Below are 19,362 nucleotides of genomic sequence, written 5' to 3' on the forward strand. Positions count from 1 at the left end.
AGCGCGTTCATTTTGTGAACGTGCTCCTTTTGTATTAGCCATACGTGTTAGTGGGGATATCATCGTAGTCATCTTCTTGTTGTTTTTGTTTTGCTTTCTTTTTGTTCTTCTTGAAATCACGTTCGTATTCTTGTTCGCTTGGCGTTTTAAAGAAACGCATCCACGTCGCGTTGATCTCAGAACCGATAAGGATGATCATTCCAGTTAATTGCAACCATAGCAAGGTGACGATGATTCCGCCGAGCGATCCGTAAGTTGAATCGTAGCTCCCGAAATTTGAGACGTACAAGCTGAATCCTAATGACACGAGTTGCCAACCGATGACACCAAAGATGGCCCCAGGAATCGTACTTTTCCAAAACACGTGCTGCTGCGGTGATATTTTATAAAAAATTGAAAGCGTCAAAATTAAGACAACCGTTGTCAAGACGTATCGGAATACGTTGATCATCAACTCTTCAGCGCCGGTGATGTTCACTGGCAAATATTCAGTGACAAACGTGATAATTTGTGACCCGAATACGTTCGAAAGAATGAGCAACAACATCCCGATTCCAAGTAAGATTGTTAATCCGAGCGCTAAGCCTTTTTTGACAAAAAAGTTACGTTCATTGTCTTCACCATAAGCGTGTAGTGCTGTCGTCACGAGACGGTCGACACCTTTTGAGGCAGACCAAATCGCTAAAATTGCACCGATAGATAACAGACCGCCTCTCGGTTCGCCAATCGCTTCAAAAATCCCGGTCAAAAAATCAGAAGCGGCTGAACCGGGAGCTAAATCATTCAATTGATTTTGGAACGTGTCTTGTGAGATATCGAAAAATGATAAGAGTGCCAAAATAAAGATAATCCCCGGGAAGATGGATAAAAACCAAAAGAATGCGAGAGTTGCCCCGTAATCTTGTACATCGTGTTCTTTAAAGCGTCGAAATAATTCTTTTCCAAACGAGAACCAATTCTTCTTTTCCTTTACTTCTGTCATCGCCATCATGAAACCCTCCTGAAACAATCATTAGTGAACGTTTCCCGAAATTGCTTAAAGGTACACTTGATTATGCCTCAGACAACGTCAAATCGTAAAAACGTGTCTCTTGTGAGGCTAATTTTTCAGCGAGCGATGGGGGACGAATCGGAAGATGGGGTAATGCGGATCGTTTGATCCACATAGGGGTATATGATCCGTTTGTTTGTTCTTCTTGAAACTCTTCACCTGTTCCGGTACCAAATTCGCCACCTGTCATTTTCGCCCAATAGTAAGGATTTAACTCGTTATTGAATGCGACGTAGGCAGCCACACCTTCTAATTCTACATGGACGCCGAGCTCTTCAAATGCTTCGCGAACGGCAGTTTCTTCTGTTGTATGACCGTATTCGACTCCACCACCAGGGAAGACGTAATAAAGCACGTCTTCCTTTTCACGTCGAATCAAAGCTACTTCATCTTGATCATTTATTAAAATGATCGCGCTTCTTAATTTCGTTCGAACCACTGAGATCGTTCCTTTCATTCCTATAATTTTGCACAAAACGCATCGACGATTCGCCGATGCGTTCAACTCATTCTTGCGTAGGTTGTTCTAATGATGCGTACATATCTTGTGTCAATCCATTCTCATGTGACGCGATAACTTTTCCGGCGATACGCATCCCTAGTCGAAGTGCATCTTCGATAGAGTGGCGCTTCATGAGTTCAGAGATGACAGCGGAGAAGAATGAATCACCGGCACCGGTAGAGTCGGCGACTTTCACTTTCGTCGTCGGGACGTGACCTTGTTCATTCGTGCGGAGATCGACGTAAACGGCACCAAGTTCGCTCATCGTGACGATGGTGAGGGGAGCGCCTTTCATGGCGAGTACTTCAGCGACACGCAGGGCATCATCCACGGTGACGATTGACATATCAGATAAGATTTCTGCTTCTTCCCGACTACAGATGAACCCCGTAAACCCTTGGAGTAAATGACGGTTTCGTTCAATGACAGAAAGGTGGCCGCACACGCCGTACAGCGGCAAATCCATAACGCGACATAGTTCAATCGTCTCGTTTAGTACGTTGACCGACAAGTCTAAGTCGATTGCGACCGCATCGCTCTCTTCAAAAACGGTATCGATTTGGCGTAAAATAGCTTTTTCCATTCGCGCTTCGTCAGGTTGCTTTGAAATCGACGTTTGGAGGTCGCCGTTGTTATCCATAACAGCGAGCCACATACCCATGCCGTTATCTTCGAGCATATCAACCCCATCGACGTTTACGTTCAAACAACGTAATTCCTCGAGGACACCGACGCCGATTTGATCGTTCGTAACGGTTGAGACGAAACGAACATCATTGCCGAGTACTCCTAAGTTTTGCGCAACGTTGCGACCTGTTCCACCATTAGAGAAAGTGATGTCGCCGACGTTCTTCGCATCTTTATGGAGCGGTGCGAAGGAAGTCCCTTTAATATCGACAAATACCTTGCCGATGACTGCAATCGTATTCATATCTTGTACCACCTTTAGCCAATCTTTCGATCTAATTCAGTCTTTTAGACACATTGTTTCAATTATAACGAAATCGACATATTGTTTCAATCATCGTTTTCATTTGTCGAATTGGTCACTCCCATGTTGACGTGAGGAGTCGAAGCCCATTCAAGATGACAAGGATGGTAGAACCTTCATGTCCGACAACCGCGAACGGCATAATGAGTAGTTCGAAAATGTTCGTTGCGATCAAGACGAGGATGACACCGAGTGCGAAGACGACGTTTTGTAAGACGATCCGATTCAACTTCCGCGATTGACGAATGGCGTCGCTCAATCGGACGAGGTCATTTTTCATTAAAACGACATCTGCCGTTTCTAGTGCGGCATCCGTTCCTTCGCCCATGGCGATTCCGACATCAGCGGTCGCAAGGGCGGGGGCATCGTTGATTCCGTCGCCGATCATCCCGATTGCCCCATATTCTTCACGTAACGTCTTAATCTGCGAAACCTTCTCTTCCGGTAAACATTCGGCGACGTAGCGTGTCAATCCGGCTTCGTTCGCGATGGCACGAGCGGTCGCTTCATTGTCACCGGTAATCATGATGGTGGCGATGCCTAGGTCATTCAGTCGCTGAATCGCTACTTTCGCCTCAGGTCGTAGCGTGTCACGTAAGGCGTAGGCACCGATTGTACGCGAGTCGTCACTGATGAAAACGAGCGTGTGACCAGCTTCTTTCAATCGTTCGACATCCTGTTTAAAGAAATCGCCACTGCGGTCAGCGAACTTTTGTTTCCCGACGCGATATGTCGTCCCGTCAATTGTTGCTTCAATTCCCGATCCTGTGACATCTTTGAAATCCATCATGTCTCCGGTGTATCTCCCGGTATATGAAACGAGCGCTTCGGCGAGAGGGTGCATCGAATGTTCTTCAATCAAACTAACGATTCGGTTCACGTCATCTTCAAGCAACTCCGGAGAGATGAGTGCTTCTTGTACGATAGGTTTCCCAATCGTGAGTGTCCCCGTCTTATCGAAAGCAATTGCCTTTAGGCGTCCCATATTCTCGATATGCGCGCCACCCTTAAAGAGAATACCGTGTTTTGCGGAAGAGGCGATGGCAGCCAACGCAGCAGGTGTGATGGCGGCGACGAGCGCACAAGGAGAGGCGACGACGAGAAGGATCATGCCGCGATAGATGCTCGTTTCAAGAGACCACGACGTAAAGAACGGTCCAAGTAGGATGATCGCCGTGACGGAGATAAGCACGATTTGAACATACCGTCCTTCATATCGATCAATGAACTGTGCAGACGGTGATTTTTCTTCTTGTGCCTGTTGAACCATTTGAATGATTTTTTGGAACAGTGTCTCGGTGGCGAGCTTTGTCACCTCGATTGTCAATACACCGTTCAAGTTGACGCTCGATCCGAATACGTCGTCTCCGATTTGGCGATCGACAGGGACGGACTCTCCTGTGATGGCGGCTTCTTCCACCGAAGCGCTACCTTTTACAATCTTTCCGTCAACCGGGATCCGTTCACCTGGTCGTACATAAATACGATCCCCAACTTTCAAGTCATCGATATGGACGATTTCAAGTTCTTCCGAATTCGTTAGACGAGTCGCTTGTTCCGGTTGGAGTTCCATTAACGATTCGAGAGCGCGCTCGTTTTTGTTCATTGTGTATGTTTCGAGCGCACCGGATAAGGCGAAAATGAAGATGAGAATGGCGCCTTCCATCCAATATCCAATCGATGCGGCCCCGATGGCGGCGATAATCATGAGAAGTTCTACATTCAAGGACTTCGTCTCAACGGTATCTGTAATCCCTTCCTTCGCTTTCGCGTATCCCCCGATGAAAAAGGCGGATAAATAAAGCGAGACGTGAATCCAAGGGGCTCCTTCTTGTGTTTCGGTGATATAAGCGAGTACAATCAATACACCGCTAATGAGCGCCATAATCAATTCGATATGTTCGTACCAGTTAGCCCGTTTGAAAACGTGGCTTTTTTCGTGTGTAACAGATGGAGCGTTCATGTAATCCCTTCTTTCTAATTGAGAATAAATCTCGATTAAATGATAATGGTTGAAGATGATTATCATCATCAACCGGCTTTGAATTAACGATTTAATCCATGTTAACCTTTTTTTAATTTATAATAATTATTATCTAGGTTTATTTTATCATGCTTATCGTCTGCCAACAAATAAAAAGATTAAGGAGTTTTTGTGTCATGCAAAATATATTTCAACGCCCATGGACGGTGGCGTTATTAGCAATCTTCAACACCCTGTTATGGGGGAGTGCATTTCCATTCATCAAACTGAGTTATGAGAAGTTGGACATTCAGTCGAATGAGTATGGTCAACAACTATTGTTCGCAGGCGAACGCTTTTTACTAGCCGGACTTTTGCTGCTCATCATCAGTCAGACTGTCTTAAAACGGTCGGTTCGATTGACGCGTGAAAAGGTTAAAGCGTATGCGCACCTGGGATCATTCTTGACGTTTCTACAATATTTGTTCTTCTATATCGGACTCTCCCTTTCGACTGGCGTGCAAGGATCGATTATTGCCGGGTCGACATCGTTCTTCCAAATGGCACTTGCCCATATCCGTTATGAGGATGATAAGTTGAATCGGTTGAAGGGGCTGGCTTTGACGTTTGGTTTTTCTGGAATTGTCATCGCAAACTGGCCGGCAACCGGTTCGGAGTTTGGTTTTGGATTAGGGGAGATTTTACTCATTTTGGCGATGGTGTCGGGTGCGTTCGGGAACTTGATTGCGAAGGATTACTCGAAAACATATGACGTTGCCCCGATGACGGCTTGGGCGATGGTGATCGGTTCAGTTGGATTGCTCGTCATCGGTTATTTGTTAGACCCAAGTGGAATCTCCATGCCGTACACCGGACAGACGATTGCGTTTCTGTTTTACTTGGCGATGTTATCAGCAATCGGTTTTACATTGTGGAACACGTTAATGAAATACAATCCGGTCAGTCGGATTTCACTCTATATCTTCTTAGTTCCCTTATTTGGTGTTATGTTGTCAGGGATTTTACTCGGTGAGACCATTCCGTGGAATGCGATCGTCGGGCTCGGATTCGTCATCGTAGGTATTTATCTCTCTACTTATTTTCAGGGACGTCGTGCAAAACAACGAACCAATCGTATTTGAAAAGAGACAGAGTTGACGGAATTGAAATCACATGACAAAATATATTAAAAATTCTGAATATTAAAGTTCGAAAATCGGTCTTCGTTTGTAAAGACTTGCGTGCGCAATCATTCAAAGGGAGGAGGAGAAACAATGACTAGGAATCGAATCGTTCGAAACATTCTCATCTCGCGTCAACCGAAAGATGAGTACGTCAAGTACGTGATGAAGTGCGTGAGTCAAAGTTTAAAGGAAAGTCACGGTCCCGTGGCGACCCGCGCGACGAGACAAGGAGACGATATTCAGACGAGATGGCAGTTTGATGACCGTGTCGTAGAGGTGACGCTGAAATCAGATGTCCTCGCTTCGCTAGATACGGAACCGTTCGCGCTAGACGAAGTGTTCATCCGGGCTCTACAGTTGAACGACGATGAAATGGAACGAGTAGTGGAATAAAACAGAGGCAGGTGGTTCATGGGAACCATCTGCCTCTGTTTATATGTCGATTGGTTTGGTGGTCGACGTAAAGAGTCGAAGCGCCAGAATACCGAGAATCACGGCATACATAAAGAAATAGACCTCTTTCGGTAAAGACAACCAGAAGGCACCGATCATCGGACCTGAAATCGAACCGATGCTGAATGAAATACTGTACAGCATGTTTCCCGTCGGCAGTAACGAACGGGGAAGCACCTCTGTCATATGTGCCAAACCGAGTGAATAAGTCGATCCTAGCCCTGCACCGGCCAAAGCGAATAGGAAGAGTAGACCGATATAATGATCGACGACAAGATTCGCCAAGGCGAATACGAGGGTGCCAAATGTCAGCACGATTTGTAAGATGCGTTTCTTACCGTACAAGTCTGCGAGACGACCAAGAGGAAGCTGAACGACAATCGACATGACGATGAACGTCGTGATGAGTGTACTCGTTTCCGTCAAGCTCATCCCATTTCGTGAAGTGAAGATTGGGAAGTTTGCGTTTAAACTCGCTTCGAGGAAACCGTATGTAAAGGCAGGTAGAAGCGTGTATCCCGCACCGACGAGAATCAGTCGAATTCGTCCTTTCGAGTCGGTCTTCACTTTTTCAACCTCCGGAAACTCATTCTCGACTTTAAAGACGAGCATCAACGAAGCGAGGCAGAAGAAGACGATCATCAGAAACGGCAACCAAAACCATACATCAACAAGTGGTGCGAGTAACGGGCCGATGGCAAAACCGAGACTGAATGACATTCCATAATACGCCATCGCTCGACCGAGACTTCGCTTTTCGCTAGCTGAGGTCACCCACACTTGTGACCCGTAGTGGAGGGCGGAATCTCCGAATCCGATGAAAAATCGCATTATTGCCCAAACGAGCAAGGATGGCCAAATCGGCAAAACGAAGGTCGCGAATGCCGTCAATACGATGCCGAGGACGATAGTCGGTCGGAACCCGTATTTTCGGACGAATCGCTCCAAAAGAGGCGCAGAGACGATCACACCGATGTAAAGCATTGTCGCGTTCAGTCCGTTTACCCAGGCTGGGGCCCCATCCCGTTCAATCAGCGTGGATAAAAGAGGGATGAGTGCGCCTTGAATCAAACCAGATATAAAGACGATTAATAATAAAATCATAAAACGAAAGCGGAGCATGGATTCACCTCATGAAATCAAAGTAAAAAGCCGAGAGGGTTCTCAGCTTTTCGTGTCGTCAATCGGTTGTGGAGAGTGATTCAAATGGAGTAATTCATCATCCCAACTACCTTGACTGAACATTTCATCATGCTCTACTTTGTCTGAAACGAATGCGGCTGTCAATAAAATACTGAGTGTGCCACCGAAGATTACGATGGCCATAACTGTAATGATGAACACATAAATAGCTGTCATCTATACACACCTCGATTCGTTTAATATACAGAATATTTCCCGAATTGAAATATTTAAAACGAGGTAGCTTTTCTAGATTGGAAATCAATCGTTGGATAATAGGCTTGTTTGACGAGTGCGTTCGGTCCGAGACATTTGACGGCTGGGCAATGACAAGACAGTGTGGCGTACAATTGGCTGTTTGTCCATGCATTGTACGCTTCCTGGAATGACGTATCATAGACGGTACCAAGAGTACCAAGCTCGTCACCGAAGTCGGTCACGATGATCTGTCCGTCAAAGATATTCGTGTTAAGGCGTGAACGACCATCCGGGTCATTTCGGACGGTCACGTTTTTTGTCTCATGAAGTCGCTTCAACAGAGCACGGTCTTCAGGTAGGTCAGAACATGCATAGAATGGCAACGTCCCAAACAACATCCATACGTTCTCGTCACGGACGTCGAGTAAGTCATGGATGGCTTGTCGCGTATCAGCGAGTGACGCTGATTCAAGTGCGCTAGCCCAGTCTGCGGGGTACATTGGGTGCACCTCATGTCTTTGACAACCGAGTGAGACGATTTCTTCATGAATTTCTTTCAAATGAGGAATCGTCCGTTTGTTGATCATCGTCTCCGCCGACACGATGACTCCTTCAGCCGTTAAGGCGCGGGCGTTGTCTTTCATGGTCTGGAGCATTTTCAAGCGGGCCTCTTCACTCGGTTTCCGGTCCATCATCGCGAATCCGCCTTCGAGGAAATCGGCATCGGTGCCCCAGTTATGCGAAATGTGCAAAACGTCCAAGTAAGGGGTAATAAGATGATAGCGAGATAACGGTAGCGTCAAGTTCGAGTTGATCTGAGTGCGGGCGCCACGTTCTTTCGCATAGCGTAACAGCGGAACGACATAGTTACGGACCGATTTCATCGATAACATCGGTTCACCACCTGTGATGGAGAAGGCGCGTAAATGTTCGATTTCATCCAATCGTTGAATTAACAATTCGAGTGGGACTTCGGGTTCTTCCTTCTGGTCAAGCATATAACCGACCGCACAATGTTCGCAGCGCATATTACACAATTTTGTTGTTGTTACTTCGACGTTGGATAAGACGAGTCGACCATGTTCGACTTGATCGAGATAGGCTTCCCAAGGGTCGAAAGTTGGGGAGATGTTTTGCATGTGGATTCCACCTTTTCATCAAGTTACACGAAATAGTATGCTATAATAGCAACTCTTTGTCACGAACCAAAGGAGCGATTACAAGATGGGTAAATCACGTACAGATACTGCCGGAAAGATGAACGTCCTAAAATCGAGAACGGAACTGCTATGTCTATCGGTCAACACGCTAGACGAGCATACGACACCTGAAGATTTACATCGCCTGTTAGCCGACATTGATTCGTTGCGCGCTAAAGTGGTGCGTTACGCCAAAGACCTAGAACAATCGTCTCGAAAGGATGAATCAGATTGAAATTAATTACTGGAGATTTTAAAGATGTCACAGTCGACCGACTTGGCATTAATGGAGAGGGCATCGCGACCATCAATCGCATGGTCATTTTCATTCCAAACTTATTACCGGGAGAACGAGCAAAAGTCGAAATCACACGTGTAGAAAAAAATTACGCAGAAGCGCGTGTCGTCAAACGCGACAACGACTCGAAAGACCGTGTTAAAGCACCTTGTCCGATTTACGACGAGTGTGGAGGCTGCCAAATCCAACACATGAGTTCTCGTCTGCAGATGGAGTATAAAGAAGAAATCGTTCGAAATGCCTTCCGTCAAAAGACGAAGCTAAACGTGGAAAAATCGGATATTCGTCCGACAATTGGTATGGAAGACCCGTGGTACTATCGAAATAAATCACAATTCCCACTCGGCACACGCCATGGCGAGATTGTCTCAGGACTCTACAAGCCGAACACAAACCATCTCGTGTCGATTGAGCACTGTATGGTCCAACAGCGGGACACAACGAACATCAATAATGCGATTGTCCGTATTTTAAACGAACTCGACATCCCCGTCTATGACGCACGCCGCGACACGGGGTATGCCAGAACCGTCGTCGTTCGTTCCGGATACAACACGAATGACGTACAAGTTGTTCTCGTCGTTGGGCATGAAGATGTCCCGGATTTAGATGAATTGAGTGACCGCATCATGGCATTGCCAAATGTTGTCTCGTTCCATATCAATATCAATTCAAACCGCTCTAGTGTTATTTTTGGTTATCGGACGGTTCACATCGCGGGTCAAGAAAAGATGGATGAGCAACTTGATGACGTCCATTATCACTTGTCACCACGCGCATTCTTCCAGTTGAATCCGGCACAGACGGAAAAAATGTATCGTGAAGTCGTTGAAGCTGCAGCATTGACGGGTGAAGAACGTGTCATTGATGCGTATGCGGGTGTCGGTTCGATCGGTCTCTGGTTAGCGCCACACGCGAAGGAAATTCGAGGAATGGAAGTTGTACCGGAAGCAGTCGAAGATGCGAACGACCATATGCGTGAGAATGGCTACAGCCACGTCACGTACGTCGAAGGGCGTGCCGAGCATTGGATCCCTCGTTGGGTTAAAGATGGATGGCTCCCAGATGTCGTCGTAGTCGATCCGCCACGAACAGGTATGGATCATCAATTAATCAATTCAATCATTTCATCCAAGGCGAAACGAATTGTTTACGTGTCATGCAACCCGCAGACGCTCGCACGTGATACCGATCAGTTGATGAAGGCCGGATACAAGGTAAATTACGTACAACCGTACGACATGTTCCCTCAGACATCACATGTCGAATCCGTTGTTGTATTCGAGAAGAAGAAAAAGAAAAAATATTGACGAGTCGGTGAAAATACTTGTGAAGTAAGCGTTTTCACGTTATAGTTCAGATGTCAGACTTCTTATCAAATATAGAAGTGGAGGAACATCCAATGATTTCACAAGAACGCGTACAAGAACTCGTCAATAAAGCCATTGAAGCGCGCAAACGCGCCTATACACCGTATTCGAAGTTTAACGTCGGGGCTGTCGTCATCGACGCATCCGGTAATGAGATTACAGGATGTAACGTTGAAAATGCTTCATACGGTCTATCGATGTGTGCCGAGCGAACAGCGATTTTCAAAGCTGTCTCAGAAGGTAGCGAATCGATCGAGACGGTGGTTGTCGTCGGCGATACAGAAGGGCCGATTTCCCCGTGTGGGGCATGCCGCCAAGTCATCGCCGAATTCGCAGGAGAAGAGTTCACGTTAATTCTAGCGAACTTAAATGGTGACACAAAAGTGATGACAAAAGAAGAGATGTTGCCTTACGGATTCTCACCGAAGGACTTAAAATAAACAAGCTGCGGACCTTTGTCCGCAGCTTGTTTATTTGTCCGTATATTTCTTTTCGCTCACCGAGTCATCTTTTGAGTGACGTTTGTTCTTCTCGTCTTTTACCCGTTCATTTAACTCCTCAACGGGAATCGGATCGACAGTCTGCATGCCGTCCTCGTCAAAAATGCTCTCTTTGTCCGTGTCGACAGCATCTGGGTTATCGAACGGACGCTTCGAAATTGGTCGTTTCTTTTCCATCCAATCGCCTCCTTCCACCTAAACATTCCACTACATGTAAAGCTGTAAACGTTTTCGTCATGGGTTTTGAGATTGTGAAATGGTGGAATGAAGAGTGCATAGTGAAGGAGGGGTTATGATGGACCGGAAAGTATTGACCGGGATTGTATTAGGTGTCGCTGGAGCTGCGCTCGTAGCACCGAAAGTGGCGGCACTACTTTCTCAACGTGAGGCAGAAGACACATGGCAAAAGATGGATGAACGGGAGAGTGTGGACGCGAGTCAGGATGAGGCAGAAGAAGGCCTCACGCAACTAGATTCTAGTCATCGTGCCGAGTGGCAAGCGAACGGATTCCCACAGACGCACGCCGAACGAGAGCGACTGCAACAAGAATCGATTAATCAATATAAAGGCAAAGACATTTAAAAAGGCAGCCCTATGCTGAACTGCCCATAAAAGTTAGATTTTCATGTCTAACTTTTATGGGGGCGGTTCATGCGGGCTGCCTTTTACATATCGAACGTGTCTTCCGGGAGGAGAGGTAAACCGACCGTGACAGTGGTTCCTTTTCCGACTTCTGAACTGAAGTGGAGCGACCCCTCGTGCCGCTCGATGATATGTTTAGCAATGGCCAGACCGAGACCGGTCCCACCATCTTTTCGTGTTCTTGATTTATTGACGCGGTAGAAGCGTTCCGTCAATTTATCTACATCTTCTTTCGGAATGCCCCGACCTTCGTCGCGGATTTCAGTAATCGCATAGTTTGTTTCAGCGAACGATTTCACATGAATTGTTTTGCCCGATTCCGTGTAGCGGAGTGCGTTGTCAAGTAGATTACCGATGACCTGTTCGAGTCGGTCGTGATCGCCAAGGATAATTAAGTCGAAATCTAAGTCCGATTCAATTGTCACACCTTTCGCCCGGGCAATGGGTTCGAGTCGATAGAGGACGTCTTCGAGTACTTGTGAATAGACGACTGGCTCTTTTGTCATCGGATACGAATCTCGCTCTAACTGTGCGAGGTCGAGTAAATCAGTAACAAGTCGTTGAAGCCGGTTCGTCTCGTTCTCGATGATGTCATAATATTGTGCCCTCGTTTGTTCATCCAATGTGTCGTCTTGAAGCATCTCGGTATAACCGCGAATGTATGATAACGGTGTGCGGAGTTCGTGACTGACGTTCGCTAAAAACTCTTTTCGTTGTTCTTCGACGAGTCCGAGCGATTCCGCCATCGAATTGAGCGTATCCGCCAGTTCACCAATCTCGTCATCATAGACAATCGGGATGCGGTGTGAGAAATCTCCCTGCGCATATACTTGAGAGGCACGTTTCATTTGGATGAGCGGCTGAATGATGGTGTCGATGATTTGTTTACCAAAAATAAGCAAGTTCACAATCATGAGGACGAGCAAAAACGTGATCATGAGCCGAATCGGTTGAAACGGTTCGCTGATTTTACTGAGCTCCATGTAAAGGATTAACGCATTATCGAGTTCACCGTCTCGTACGAGGGGGAATGCAGTCATCAAAATGTCAACGTCCTCGGTCGGATGTTTCCGAGTCACGGAAATTGCATACCCGTCTTGTAGCCGCTCGAGATCTTGTTGCCTTAAAAACGTCTTTCCTGAACCGAGTGTATCTTCTCGAACCGAGGAGAGGAACACTTTCGTTTCCGTTAGCTCATTCGTATACGTCATACTGTCTGCAAACGCGTCAGAAAAACCGTCGGCCTTGTAGATGGTGACGAGTTTCTCTCCACGATTGATGAGCAGCTCTTCTTGCGTTTGAATATAGAATTTATCGTACAAATAAAACGTCATAATCAGAAACACGAATGCTGAGAAGAGGCTGGCTGTCCAGATGGTAATCCAAATCCGCTTCCGAATCGTGTATCGTTTCATTCGTTTGCCTCGAATTTATATCCGATGCCCCATACCGTTTGAATGTAACCGCCCGCTTCACCAAGTTTCAGACGTAGTGTCTTAATGTGTGTATCGACTGTACGAAGGTTCCCGTGGTATTCGGTTCCCCAAATTTGATCGAGTAGCTGTTCACGAGAGAATACTTTCTCGTCGTTTGTGATAAACAGGTAAAGCAAATCAAATTCTTTACGTGTCAGGTTGACGGTTTTTCCTTTCACACTGACGGCACGGCCATCGATATCAATTGAGAGAACCCCGATATCAAACGTTGCCTCTTGTTCTTTAGAGAAACTATGAGTGCGACGGAGAGTTGCCTCAATACGAGCGAGTAATTCGCGTGGACTAAACGGCTTCGTGATATAGTCGTCCGCCCCAATTTTTAGTCCGTGAATCCGGTCGAGTTCTTCCGATCGTGCCGTTAACAGAATGATGGGCACGTTCGAAAACTCACGGATGCGCATGCATGCCGTCAAACCATCGAGTTCCGGCATCATGACGTCGAGTAAGACGAGATGGAACGTCTCTTCTTTTAAGCGCTCAATAGCTTCAAGACCGTTTGAGGCGGTGACCGTCTCATACCCCTCTTTTTCTAAATTTGATACAAGTAAATCTCGCATTTGTTCTTCGTCATCAGTTACGAGGATACGAAACATTGATTCTGACATATGTCATTCTCCTTTACAAAACGGTTAACGGGAGATGTGATGAATCCCCCATAGTTCTATCATACCTATCTCTTCGAATTAGAACAGATTTATTCGGCTCCGACAAGTTACCTCCATCAAATCCACACAAAAAAGCCACAAAAAAGCCAATTCTTTGACAGAATTGGCTCAGGCTTCGAGTTGCGTTTCGTAAGGAACTTCGTATTCTGGGACATGAAGGGTATGCGAGTAAAGTTGGAAACTCGACTTGGATACTTCATAAAGGACGTATTCGGCGTCACCCTGATTGATTTCTGCAAGCAGTTCTGAACGAATCTCATTCGCGCAAAACGCGTAGGGAAGCTTTTCTGCTGCGGCAATCGAGCGTTCATTCGATTTACGGATTTTTAAAAACACACTTTCCATGTCAAGTTCGAAGAAGAGTTCCGAGAAGAACGACTCTTTCGCGACTTGATTATAACCTTTGCCATGATATGGCTTGCCAAGCCATGTACCAAGAAACCCGTAGCCGGATTCGACGTCGAACAAGCTGATTGTCCCAATTGGGGTACCATACTCGTTCGTGATGGTACGTGAGATGATATTTCCTTGCTCTTCTAGCTCGATGATTTGCTTCGTGCTAAATAAAAACTCGTCAAAGTGGACCGTCTTTTGACGGACATACGGAAAGACATCTGGGTGTTGCATCAGTTCGAACAACTCCGCGCAGTCGGTGAGCTCACGAAATTTGAGCACCTTTACATTCCTCCTCCTATTTCAGACCGCTGAAGAATAGTCGTAACGAAAGCATACTTCTGGCTTCGCTGTTCGAACCGCCTTGGCTGCTTTATAAAGTTACAAGATAAATTTTATATAGTATTTTTAAAAAAGCAAGTAAATTATGCGTAAAAACGCTTATGAAAAATAATGAAAATTATTCGACCTCATGATGCGTTTCGGCACGCTCCGTTTTGTAGACGACTTCGCCGTTTACAATCGTCATAATCGGCTTCGCCAAGTAGTCGAGGGGGAAGTGATTCCACAGCACGAGATCGGCGTCTTTCCCGACTTCTAGTGAGCCGATGCGGTCGTCAACACCTAATGATTCAGCAGGATTGATGGTGATTCCTCGTAAAGCGACATCAACCGGTAAGCCTTCACGAGCCGCAAGTCCTGCGCATAAATTTAAGTATTGAACAGGCGTGTACGGATGATCGGTCGTAATCGAAACGATCATGCCATGTTCATGTAGAACACGATACGTCTCCCACGTCTTATTTTGGAGCTCGATTTTCGATTTTCGAGTGAACGTCGGTCCGACGGTGACGTGTTTCACACCGAGTTCCTGTAACTTTTTAGCGACGAGGTGACCTTCCGTACAATGCTCGATTCGAAAGTCGAGGTCAAACTCTTTTGCGAAACGTACGACAGATAGGATATCGTCGGCTCGGTGTGCATGAACACGAATTGGCATTTCACGATTGAGAGCGAGTTGAATCATCTGACTGCCGAAAGTTCCAATCGTCTTGGTCGACCCGACCGTGCGGAACGCTTCACGAAGCAATCCCATAATACCCATTCGTGTTAAGTCCCCCGTTTTTCCCATACTATGAATCCGTTTTGGGTTTTCACCGAGCGCCATCTTCAGTCCGGCATGACGTCGGACAATCATGTCATCAATATAGCGACCATGCGTTTTGATGACGCTTGTCACACCACCGATGACGTTCATGCTACCTGGCATGACCTGTACGGCAGTCACCCCTGCCATCAGCGCTTCCTGAAAACCTTCATCCAGGGGATAAACACCATCAATCGCACGGGCATGAGGAGTCATCGCTTCTACTGTTTCATTAGCGTCGTTTCCGACGGACCCGGTCCCTTCATCATATAAGCCAAGATGGGTATGGGCATCGATGAAACCAGGGAATAAGAAGTTTCCTTCCGCCTCGATGACGTTCTCATCGTCAAGTGGCTCAAGCAATTCAGCCATTTCGATGATTTTGCCGTCTCGAACACGAAGGTCTCCGTAAAAGTGAGGTGCGGTAATCGGATAAACATGGGCATTTCGAATAAGTAAGTGACTCACAATTAATTCTCCTTAGGTATCTTGTAGTAGTTGTGTTAGAGCGGGTTCGAGTGTTTCATATCGAAAATCGAATCCGTGTTGAAGCGCTTTAGTCGGAACGACCTTCGCGCCTTCTAGGACGATGACACTTTTCTCACCGAGAACGAGTTTCATCATTGATATAGGTGCGGGAATCCAATGTGGACGATGCATCACTTTTGCGATCGTCTTCCCGAATTCATTCATCGTCACCGGTGTTGGAGCCGTTCCGTTTACGGGACCTTCGATTGCATCTGTTTCGATGATATGCACGAATAACCGTACAAGATCATCTAAATGAATCCAGGGTACCCACTGCTCTCCCGATCCAATTTTACCACCGACCCCGAACTGATAAGGAAGTTTCATTAATGGGAAAGCACCTCCGTCATTTGATAAAACGACTCCGGTACGCATGGTAACGAGACGTATGCCAAGGTCGCGAATCGGGTCGGCTTCTTGTTCCCAAAGAATACATACATTCCCTAGGAAATTGGTCCGCGTCGGTAAGGGCGTCTCTTCCGAATAAGTGATGGAGCGGTCTTCACCATATATCCCAATCGCTGAGCCGCTTATGACGACTTGTGGCTTCTGTTTCAACTGTTTAATCAGGCGAACGACCTCTTTCGTTCCTTCGATTCGACTTTGAAGGATGGCTTGTTTTTGATTATGTGTCCATCGTCCATCATTGATGGAGGCCCCAGCTAAATGAATGAAAGCATCCGTTCCTTCAAGTTCTTTTTCTGGTTTGCTATTTGGTGTCAACCATTCGATAAATGACACCCCGCGATGGCGAGGACGAGGATGACGAGTCAACACGACGACTTGATGACCGGCATCGGCTAGTGCGCGGACGAGCGGTTGACCGATGAGCCCGGTTCCACCGGTGATTGCGATTTTCATGAAATTCCCTCCGATATCATGTGTTGTTTCTAAAATGGGTATAAGTCAGTATATCCAGATGAATACCCTTTCTTCTAACTTATCAAAAATCCTCTACAATTCCTGAACGTGATATGTTAGAAACATGAAATGGAGGGGAATCGTTGTGAAAATTGCAAAGTTCACTACCCAACAAAAGAATAAAGACCGATTGAACGTCTTCATCGAGCGCGAAGGAAAAGAGGAGTTTGCGTTTGCTATCGATGTTGACGTGTTCATTAAGTACGGACTCGCAAAAGGAATGGAGCTTGAGGATGACTTTGTCCAAGATGTGCTTGAAGCGGAAGAGGCTCAAAAGGCGTATAAATTGGCCGTCAATTATTTATCGTATCGAATGCGTGCCATTTCAGAGGTACAGGACTACCTAGTGAAGAAGGAGTTAAGTGAAACTGCCATCAAACATGCCATCACGCGACTGAAAGAGCAACGCTACTTGAATGATGCTGAATTCGCGAAAGCTTATGTCCAGACTAAGTTCAATACGAGTCCGAGCGGGCCAATTAAAATTAAACGGGAGCTTGGACAGCTTCGTATTCCAGCAGACATCGTCGAGACGGTAGTGGCGTCAATCACTCATGAAGAGCTTGTCGAAAAGGCAGGAAAGTTCGTGAAAAGGAAACAAATGGAAACAAATCGACGTTCTGCCACAGAAGTGCAACAAAGAATTCAACAAACCCTAATGCAAAGGGGGTTTACCTTTGATATTATTTCAGAGGCGATTCAAACTTTTTGGGAGGAAGAAGACGAAGATGTCGAGATTGCGGCATGTCTGAAACAGGCTGAAAAGTTGAGTCGGAAGTTCAACGGATATGATGCGTTCGAACGCAAACAGCGTATGAAGATGCAGCTTCGGCGCAAAGGATTTCCGTATGACGTGATTGAACGTACATTAGATCGACTCGTTCAAGAAGAATCGTGATGGGACATCTGTTTACGGTAGGGGAAAATACGAAAAGGTGGGTCTACATTGACGATTTTAGAATGGATTACAGCACTGACACCGATTGTGGCCGTGCTTATCTTATTGGTAATTATGCGTTTACCTGCATCAGTAGCAATGCCTTTGTCACTTGTGACGACGGCGATTTTAGCATTCTTTGTTTGGCAATTGGATGCGACACGGATTATGTCAGCCACGCTACAAGGTCTTGTCATCGCCGTGACAACAGTATGGATTGTATACGGTGCCATCGGAATGATGAATACGATGAAAGAAGGAGGCGGAATGAATGCAATTCGCTCCGGATTCGTCAACATCACACCCGATCCGCGGATTCAAGTTTTGATTGTCGGTTGGTTATTCGTTTCATTCATTGAAGGGGCTTCAGGGTTCGGTACACCGGCTACCGTGGCGGCACCACTTTTGATTGCACTCGGCTTTCCGCCAATAGCGGCAGTCGTCATCGCACTATCAGCAGACGTTTCAGCCGTTACGTTTGGGGCAGTGGGTACACCGGCACTCATCGGGATTGGTAATGGTCTATCCCTTGATGTGAATCAGCCGGAGGCGATTGAATTTATTACAGAGGTCGTCTTACAAACAGTCTTGATTGACATGGCGGTTGGATTATTCATCCCATTTATTTTAATTTTGATGCTGACTCGTTTCTTCAGTAAAGAAAAGTCAATCAAACCTGCGCTTGAAGTGTTTCCAATCGCAATTGTCGCAGCGCTTCTATATAGTGTGCCGGCATACATTTGGACGTTGATTCTAGGGTTTGAGTTCGGTGGAATGCTTGGTGGATTGACGGGGCTAGTCATTCTCGTCACAATGGCACGAAAAGGGATTCTCATGCCAAAACGCGTATGGACGTTTGATGGATACGCGGATCAAATCGAACAACCTGTTGAAAGTAAGACCGTTAAAACTGGAAAGCGTGAGTTGCCACAATGGAAAGCGTGGGCACCTTATCTCATTTTGACGATTTTCTTAATTTTGACACGAACAGTTCCATTCTTGAACGAGTTATCTCGCAGTGTACGAATCAATCTCCCGGATATTTTAGGGGTCGAAGGGATTTCAACATCTTGGGAACCATTTTATTCACCAGGATTCATGTTTATCTTGACGATCATCGCAACATTCTTCTTGCACAATATGAGTTGGTCACAAGTCACGTCGGTCTTTAAAGCAACGACGCTTGGTGTCGTTGGAACGGCCATTACGTTAGCGGCTTCTGTTCCGATGGTTCGTATTTTCATCCACTCAGAAAGTGGTGGAGCTGGACTTGCGTCGATGCCAGTCGAACTCGCGACAGCGGCTGCTGACACGTTCGGTGGAGTATGGCCACTCGTCGCACCATGGATTGGGGCCCTCGGCGCGTTCGTTTCAGGATCGGCGACCTTCTCGAACATGATGTTCTCGAGCTTGACGACAAATGTCGCTAGTTCAGTTGGGTTGAATGAGTCACTAGCCTTGTCGATGCAGATGGCAGGGGCGAACGCCGGAAACATGATTTGTGTGTTAAACGTCGTAGCGGTGGCATCTGTTGCCGGATTGCTTGGGAAAGAAGGAACGATCATCCGTTATACGCTCATGCCGATGATTTATTATGCAACGGCTACAGGGGTCGTTGGTCTCATTTTGGGCATGTTTTTCTTAAACTGAACACAAGTTACAATTTTTTAACAGAATAATATTGACAATTTTCAGAACAGTCTGCTAAGGTTTGAGTAGATTTTAAAACGATGAAACGAGA

General features: G+C 46.3%; 21 protein-coding genes. 8 read left to right on the plus strand and 13 right to left on the minus strand.

Features of this window, described 5'->3' with window-relative positions; translation table 11 throughout:
* Positions 1–34: 34 nt before the first annotated feature.
* The 4 genes from KNO96_RS11815 to KNO96_RS11830 all read right to left on the minus strand — a co-directional run bounded on the left by KNO96_RS11815 (position 35) and on the right by KNO96_RS11830 (position 4,507).
* Positions 35–988 carry a YihY/virulence factor BrkB family protein gene (locus KNO96_RS11815; protein WP_214701150.1) on the minus strand — a complete coding sequence of 318 codons (954 nt, stop codon included), beginning with the start codon at positions 986–988 and terminating at the stop codon, positions 35–37.
* Between the two features lie 64 nt (positions 989–1,052).
* Complete coding sequence (locus KNO96_RS11820; protein WP_084483614.1) at positions 1,053–1,490, minus strand: NUDIX domain-containing protein; 438 nt, start codon at positions 1,488–1,490, stop codon at positions 1,053–1,055.
* A gap of 67 nt (positions 1,491–1,557) precedes the next feature.
* The gene (locus KNO96_RS11825; RefSeq protein WP_214701151.1) at positions 1,558–2,484 is read right to left on the minus strand and encodes a carbohydrate kinase family protein; all 927 of its coding nucleotides are present in this window, start codon (positions 2,482–2,484) and stop codon (positions 1,558–1,560) included.
* Between the two features lie 115 nt (positions 2,485–2,599).
* Positions 2,600–4,507 (minus strand): heavy metal translocating P-type ATPase, encoded by a 1,908-nt coding sequence (locus KNO96_RS11830; protein ID WP_214703947.1) that lies wholly within the window; start codon positions 4,505–4,507, stop codon positions 2,600–2,602.
* Positions 4,508–4,704: 197 nt separating this feature from the next.
* On the opposite strand from KNO96_RS11830, the gene KNO96_RS11835 reads away from it, so the two are divergent.
* Entirely contained in the window at positions 4,705–5,649 is a 945-nt protein-coding gene (locus KNO96_RS11835; protein WP_214703949.1) for a DMT family transporter, read from the plus strand.
* A gap of 132 nt (positions 5,650–5,781) precedes the next feature.
* A complete protein-coding gene (locus KNO96_RS11840) occupies positions 5,782–6,084 on the plus strand; it encodes a hypothetical protein (protein WP_214703950.1) in 303 nt (100 codons plus the stop codon).
* A 39-nt stretch (positions 6,085–6,123) separates the two neighbouring features.
* On the opposite strand, the gene KNO96_RS11845 is transcribed toward KNO96_RS11840, so the two are convergent.
* Genes KNO96_RS11845 through yfkAB form a run of 3 tightly spaced genes read right to left on the minus strand, consistent with a single transcriptional unit; the run spans position 6,124 to position 8,663 of the window.
* Complete coding sequence (locus tag KNO96_RS11845; protein ID WP_214703951.1) at positions 6,124–7,266, minus strand: MFS transporter; 1,143 nt, start codon at positions 7,264–7,266, stop codon at positions 6,124–6,126.
* 42 nt (positions 7,267–7,308) lie between these two features.
* Positions 7,309–7,503 carry a hypothetical protein gene (locus tag KNO96_RS11850; protein WP_026826737.1) on the minus strand — a complete coding sequence of 65 codons (195 nt, stop codon included), beginning with the start codon at positions 7,501–7,503 and terminating at the stop codon, positions 7,309–7,311.
* A 53-nt stretch (positions 7,504–7,556) separates the two neighbouring features.
* Positions 7,557–8,663 (minus strand): radical SAM/CxCxxxxC motif protein YfkAB, encoded by a 1,107-nt coding sequence (gene yfkAB / locus KNO96_RS11855; RefSeq protein ID WP_214703953.1) that lies wholly within the window; start codon positions 8,661–8,663, stop codon positions 7,557–7,559.
* Between the two features lie 85 nt (positions 8,664–8,748).
* Here yfkAB and KNO96_RS11860 point away from each other — a divergent pair, with 85 nt between their 5' ends.
* The 3 genes from KNO96_RS11860 to KNO96_RS11870 all read left to right on the plus strand — a co-directional run bounded on the left by KNO96_RS11860 (position 8,749) and on the right by KNO96_RS11870 (position 10,831).
* Entirely contained in the window at positions 8,749–8,958 is a 210-nt protein-coding gene (locus tag KNO96_RS11860) for a hypothetical protein (RefSeq protein WP_015880867.1), read from the plus strand.
* Positions 8,955–10,331 carry a 23S rRNA (uracil(1939)-C(5))-methyltransferase RlmD gene (gene rlmD / locus KNO96_RS11865; RefSeq protein ID WP_034771220.1) on the plus strand — a complete coding sequence of 459 codons (1,377 nt, stop codon included), beginning with the start codon at positions 8,955–8,957 and terminating at the stop codon, positions 10,329–10,331. Before KNO96_RS11860 ends, rlmD begins: the two co-directional genes overlap by 4 nt.
* Positions 10,332–10,423: 92 nt before the next feature.
* Positions 10,424–10,831, plus strand: a complete 408-nt coding sequence (locus KNO96_RS11870; RefSeq protein WP_251125184.1) for a cytidine deaminase — start codon at positions 10,424–10,426, stop codon at positions 10,829–10,831.
* A gap of 30 nt (positions 10,832–10,861) precedes the next feature.
* Here KNO96_RS11870 and KNO96_RS11875 read toward each other — a convergent pair whose 3' ends face one another.
* Complete coding sequence (locus KNO96_RS11875) at positions 10,862–11,068, minus strand: hypothetical protein (RefSeq protein ID WP_214703958.1); 207 nt, start codon at positions 11,066–11,068, stop codon at positions 10,862–10,864.
* A gap of 118 nt (positions 11,069–11,186) precedes the next feature.
* Between KNO96_RS11875 and KNO96_RS11880 the strand changes: the two genes are divergently transcribed.
* Complete coding sequence (locus tag KNO96_RS11880; protein WP_026826732.1) at positions 11,187–11,474, plus strand: hypothetical protein; 288 nt, start codon at positions 11,187–11,189, stop codon at positions 11,472–11,474.
* 83 nt (positions 11,475–11,557) lie between these two features.
* Here the strand turns inward: KNO96_RS11880 and KNO96_RS11885 are convergent, their stop codons facing one another.
* The 5 genes from KNO96_RS11885 to KNO96_RS11905 form a co-directional block, all read right to left on the minus strand.
* Positions 11,558–12,949, minus strand: a complete 1,392-nt coding sequence (locus KNO96_RS11885) for a sensor histidine kinase (protein WP_214703960.1) — start codon at positions 12,947–12,949, stop codon at positions 11,558–11,560.
* Positions 12,946–13,635 (minus strand): response regulator transcription factor, encoded by a 690-nt coding sequence (locus KNO96_RS11890; protein WP_026826730.1) that lies wholly within the window; start codon positions 13,633–13,635, stop codon positions 12,946–12,948. Before KNO96_RS11890 ends, KNO96_RS11885 begins: the two co-directional genes overlap by 4 nt.
* A 168-nt stretch (positions 13,636–13,803) precedes the next feature.
* A complete protein-coding gene (locus KNO96_RS11895) occupies positions 13,804–14,370 on the minus strand; it encodes a GNAT family N-acetyltransferase (protein ID WP_214701161.1) in 567 nt (188 codons plus the stop codon).
* 178 nt (positions 14,371–14,548) lie between these two features.
* A complete protein-coding gene (locus tag KNO96_RS11900) occupies positions 14,549–15,703 on the minus strand; it encodes an amidohydrolase (RefSeq protein ID WP_026826728.1) in 1,155 nt (384 codons plus the stop codon).
* A gap of 12 nt (positions 15,704–15,715) precedes the next feature.
* Positions 15,716–16,624: a TIGR01777 family oxidoreductase gene (locus KNO96_RS11905; protein ID WP_214703962.1), complete on the minus strand. Its 909-nt coding sequence runs from the start codon at positions 16,622–16,624 to the stop codon at positions 15,716–15,718.
* A 145-nt stretch (positions 16,625–16,769) separates the two neighbouring features.
* On the opposite strand from KNO96_RS11905, the gene recX reads away from it, so the two are divergent.
* Positions 16,770–17,582 (plus strand): recombination regulator RecX, encoded by an 813-nt coding sequence (gene recX, locus KNO96_RS11910; RefSeq protein WP_026826726.1) that lies wholly within the window; start codon positions 16,770–16,772, stop codon positions 17,580–17,582.
* Between the two features lie 48 nt (positions 17,583–17,630).
* Complete coding sequence (locus KNO96_RS11915) at positions 17,631–19,271, plus strand: L-lactate permease (protein ID WP_026826725.1); 1,641 nt, start codon at positions 17,631–17,633, stop codon at positions 19,269–19,271.
* The last annotated feature ends 91 nt before the right edge of the window (positions 19,272–19,362 follow it).

It is taken from the genome of Exiguobacterium sp. s89 (assembly GCF_018617735.1).
In the GTDB taxonomy this organism is placed as follows: Bacteria; Bacillota; Bacilli; order Exiguobacteriales; family Exiguobacteriaceae; genus Exiguobacterium; species Exiguobacterium marinum.

Excerpts from the sequence above, each read along its gene's own strand:
- KNO96_RS11835 (WP_214703949.1), top strand. The coding sequence starts at position 4,705 with ATGCAAAATATATTTCAACGCCCATGGACGGTGGCGTTATTAGCAATC.
- KNO96_RS11825 (WP_214701151.1), bottom strand. The coding sequence starts at position 2,484 with ATGAATACGATTGCAGTCATCGGCAAGGTATTTGTCGATATTAAAGGG.
- KNO96_RS11880 (WP_026826732.1), top strand. The coding sequence starts at position 11,187 with ATGGACCGGAAAGTATTGACCGGGATTGTATTAGGTGTCGCTGGAGCT.
- KNO96_RS11890 (WP_026826730.1), bottom strand. The coding sequence starts at position 13,635 with ATGTCAGAATCAATGTTTCGTATCCTCGTAACTGATGACGAAGAACAA.
- KNO96_RS11875 (WP_214703958.1), bottom strand. The coding sequence starts at position 11,068 with ATGGAAAAGAAACGACCAATTTCGAAGCGTCCGTTCGATAACCCAGAT.
- KNO96_RS11850 (WP_026826737.1), bottom strand. The coding sequence starts at position 7,503 with ATGACAGCTATTTATGTGTTCATCATTACAGTTATGGCCATCGTAATC.
- KNO96_RS11860 (WP_015880867.1), top strand. The coding sequence starts at position 8,749 with ATGGGTAAATCACGTACAGATACTGCCGGAAAGATGAACGTCCTAAAA.
- KNO96_RS11830 (WP_214703947.1), bottom strand. The coding sequence starts at position 4,507 with ATGAACGCTCCATCTGTTACACACGAAAAAAGCCACGTTTTCAAACGG.
- yfkAB (WP_214703953.1), bottom strand. The coding sequence starts at position 8,663 with ATGCAAAACATCTCCCCAACTTTCGACCCTTGGGAAGCCTATCTCGAT.
- KNO96_RS11885 (WP_214703960.1), bottom strand. The coding sequence starts at position 12,949 with ATGAAACGATACACGATTCGGAAGCGGATTTGGATTACCATCTGGACA.
- KNO96_RS11840 (WP_214703950.1), top strand. The coding sequence starts at position 5,782 with ATGACTAGGAATCGAATCGTTCGAAACATTCTCATCTCGCGTCAACCG.
- KNO96_RS11905 (WP_214703962.1), bottom strand. The coding sequence starts at position 16,624 with ATGAAAATCGCAATCACCGGTGGAACCGGGCTCATCGGTCAACCGCTC.
- KNO96_RS11870 (WP_251125184.1), top strand. The coding sequence starts at position 10,424 with ATGATTTCACAAGAACGCGTACAAGAACTCGTCAATAAAGCCATTGAA.
- KNO96_RS11845 (WP_214703951.1), bottom strand. The coding sequence starts at position 7,266 with ATGCTCCGCTTTCGTTTTATGATTTTATTATTAATCGTCTTTATATCT.
- KNO96_RS11815 (WP_214701150.1), bottom strand. The coding sequence starts at position 988 with ATGGCGATGACAGAAGTAAAGGAAAAGAAGAATTGGTTCTCGTTTGGA.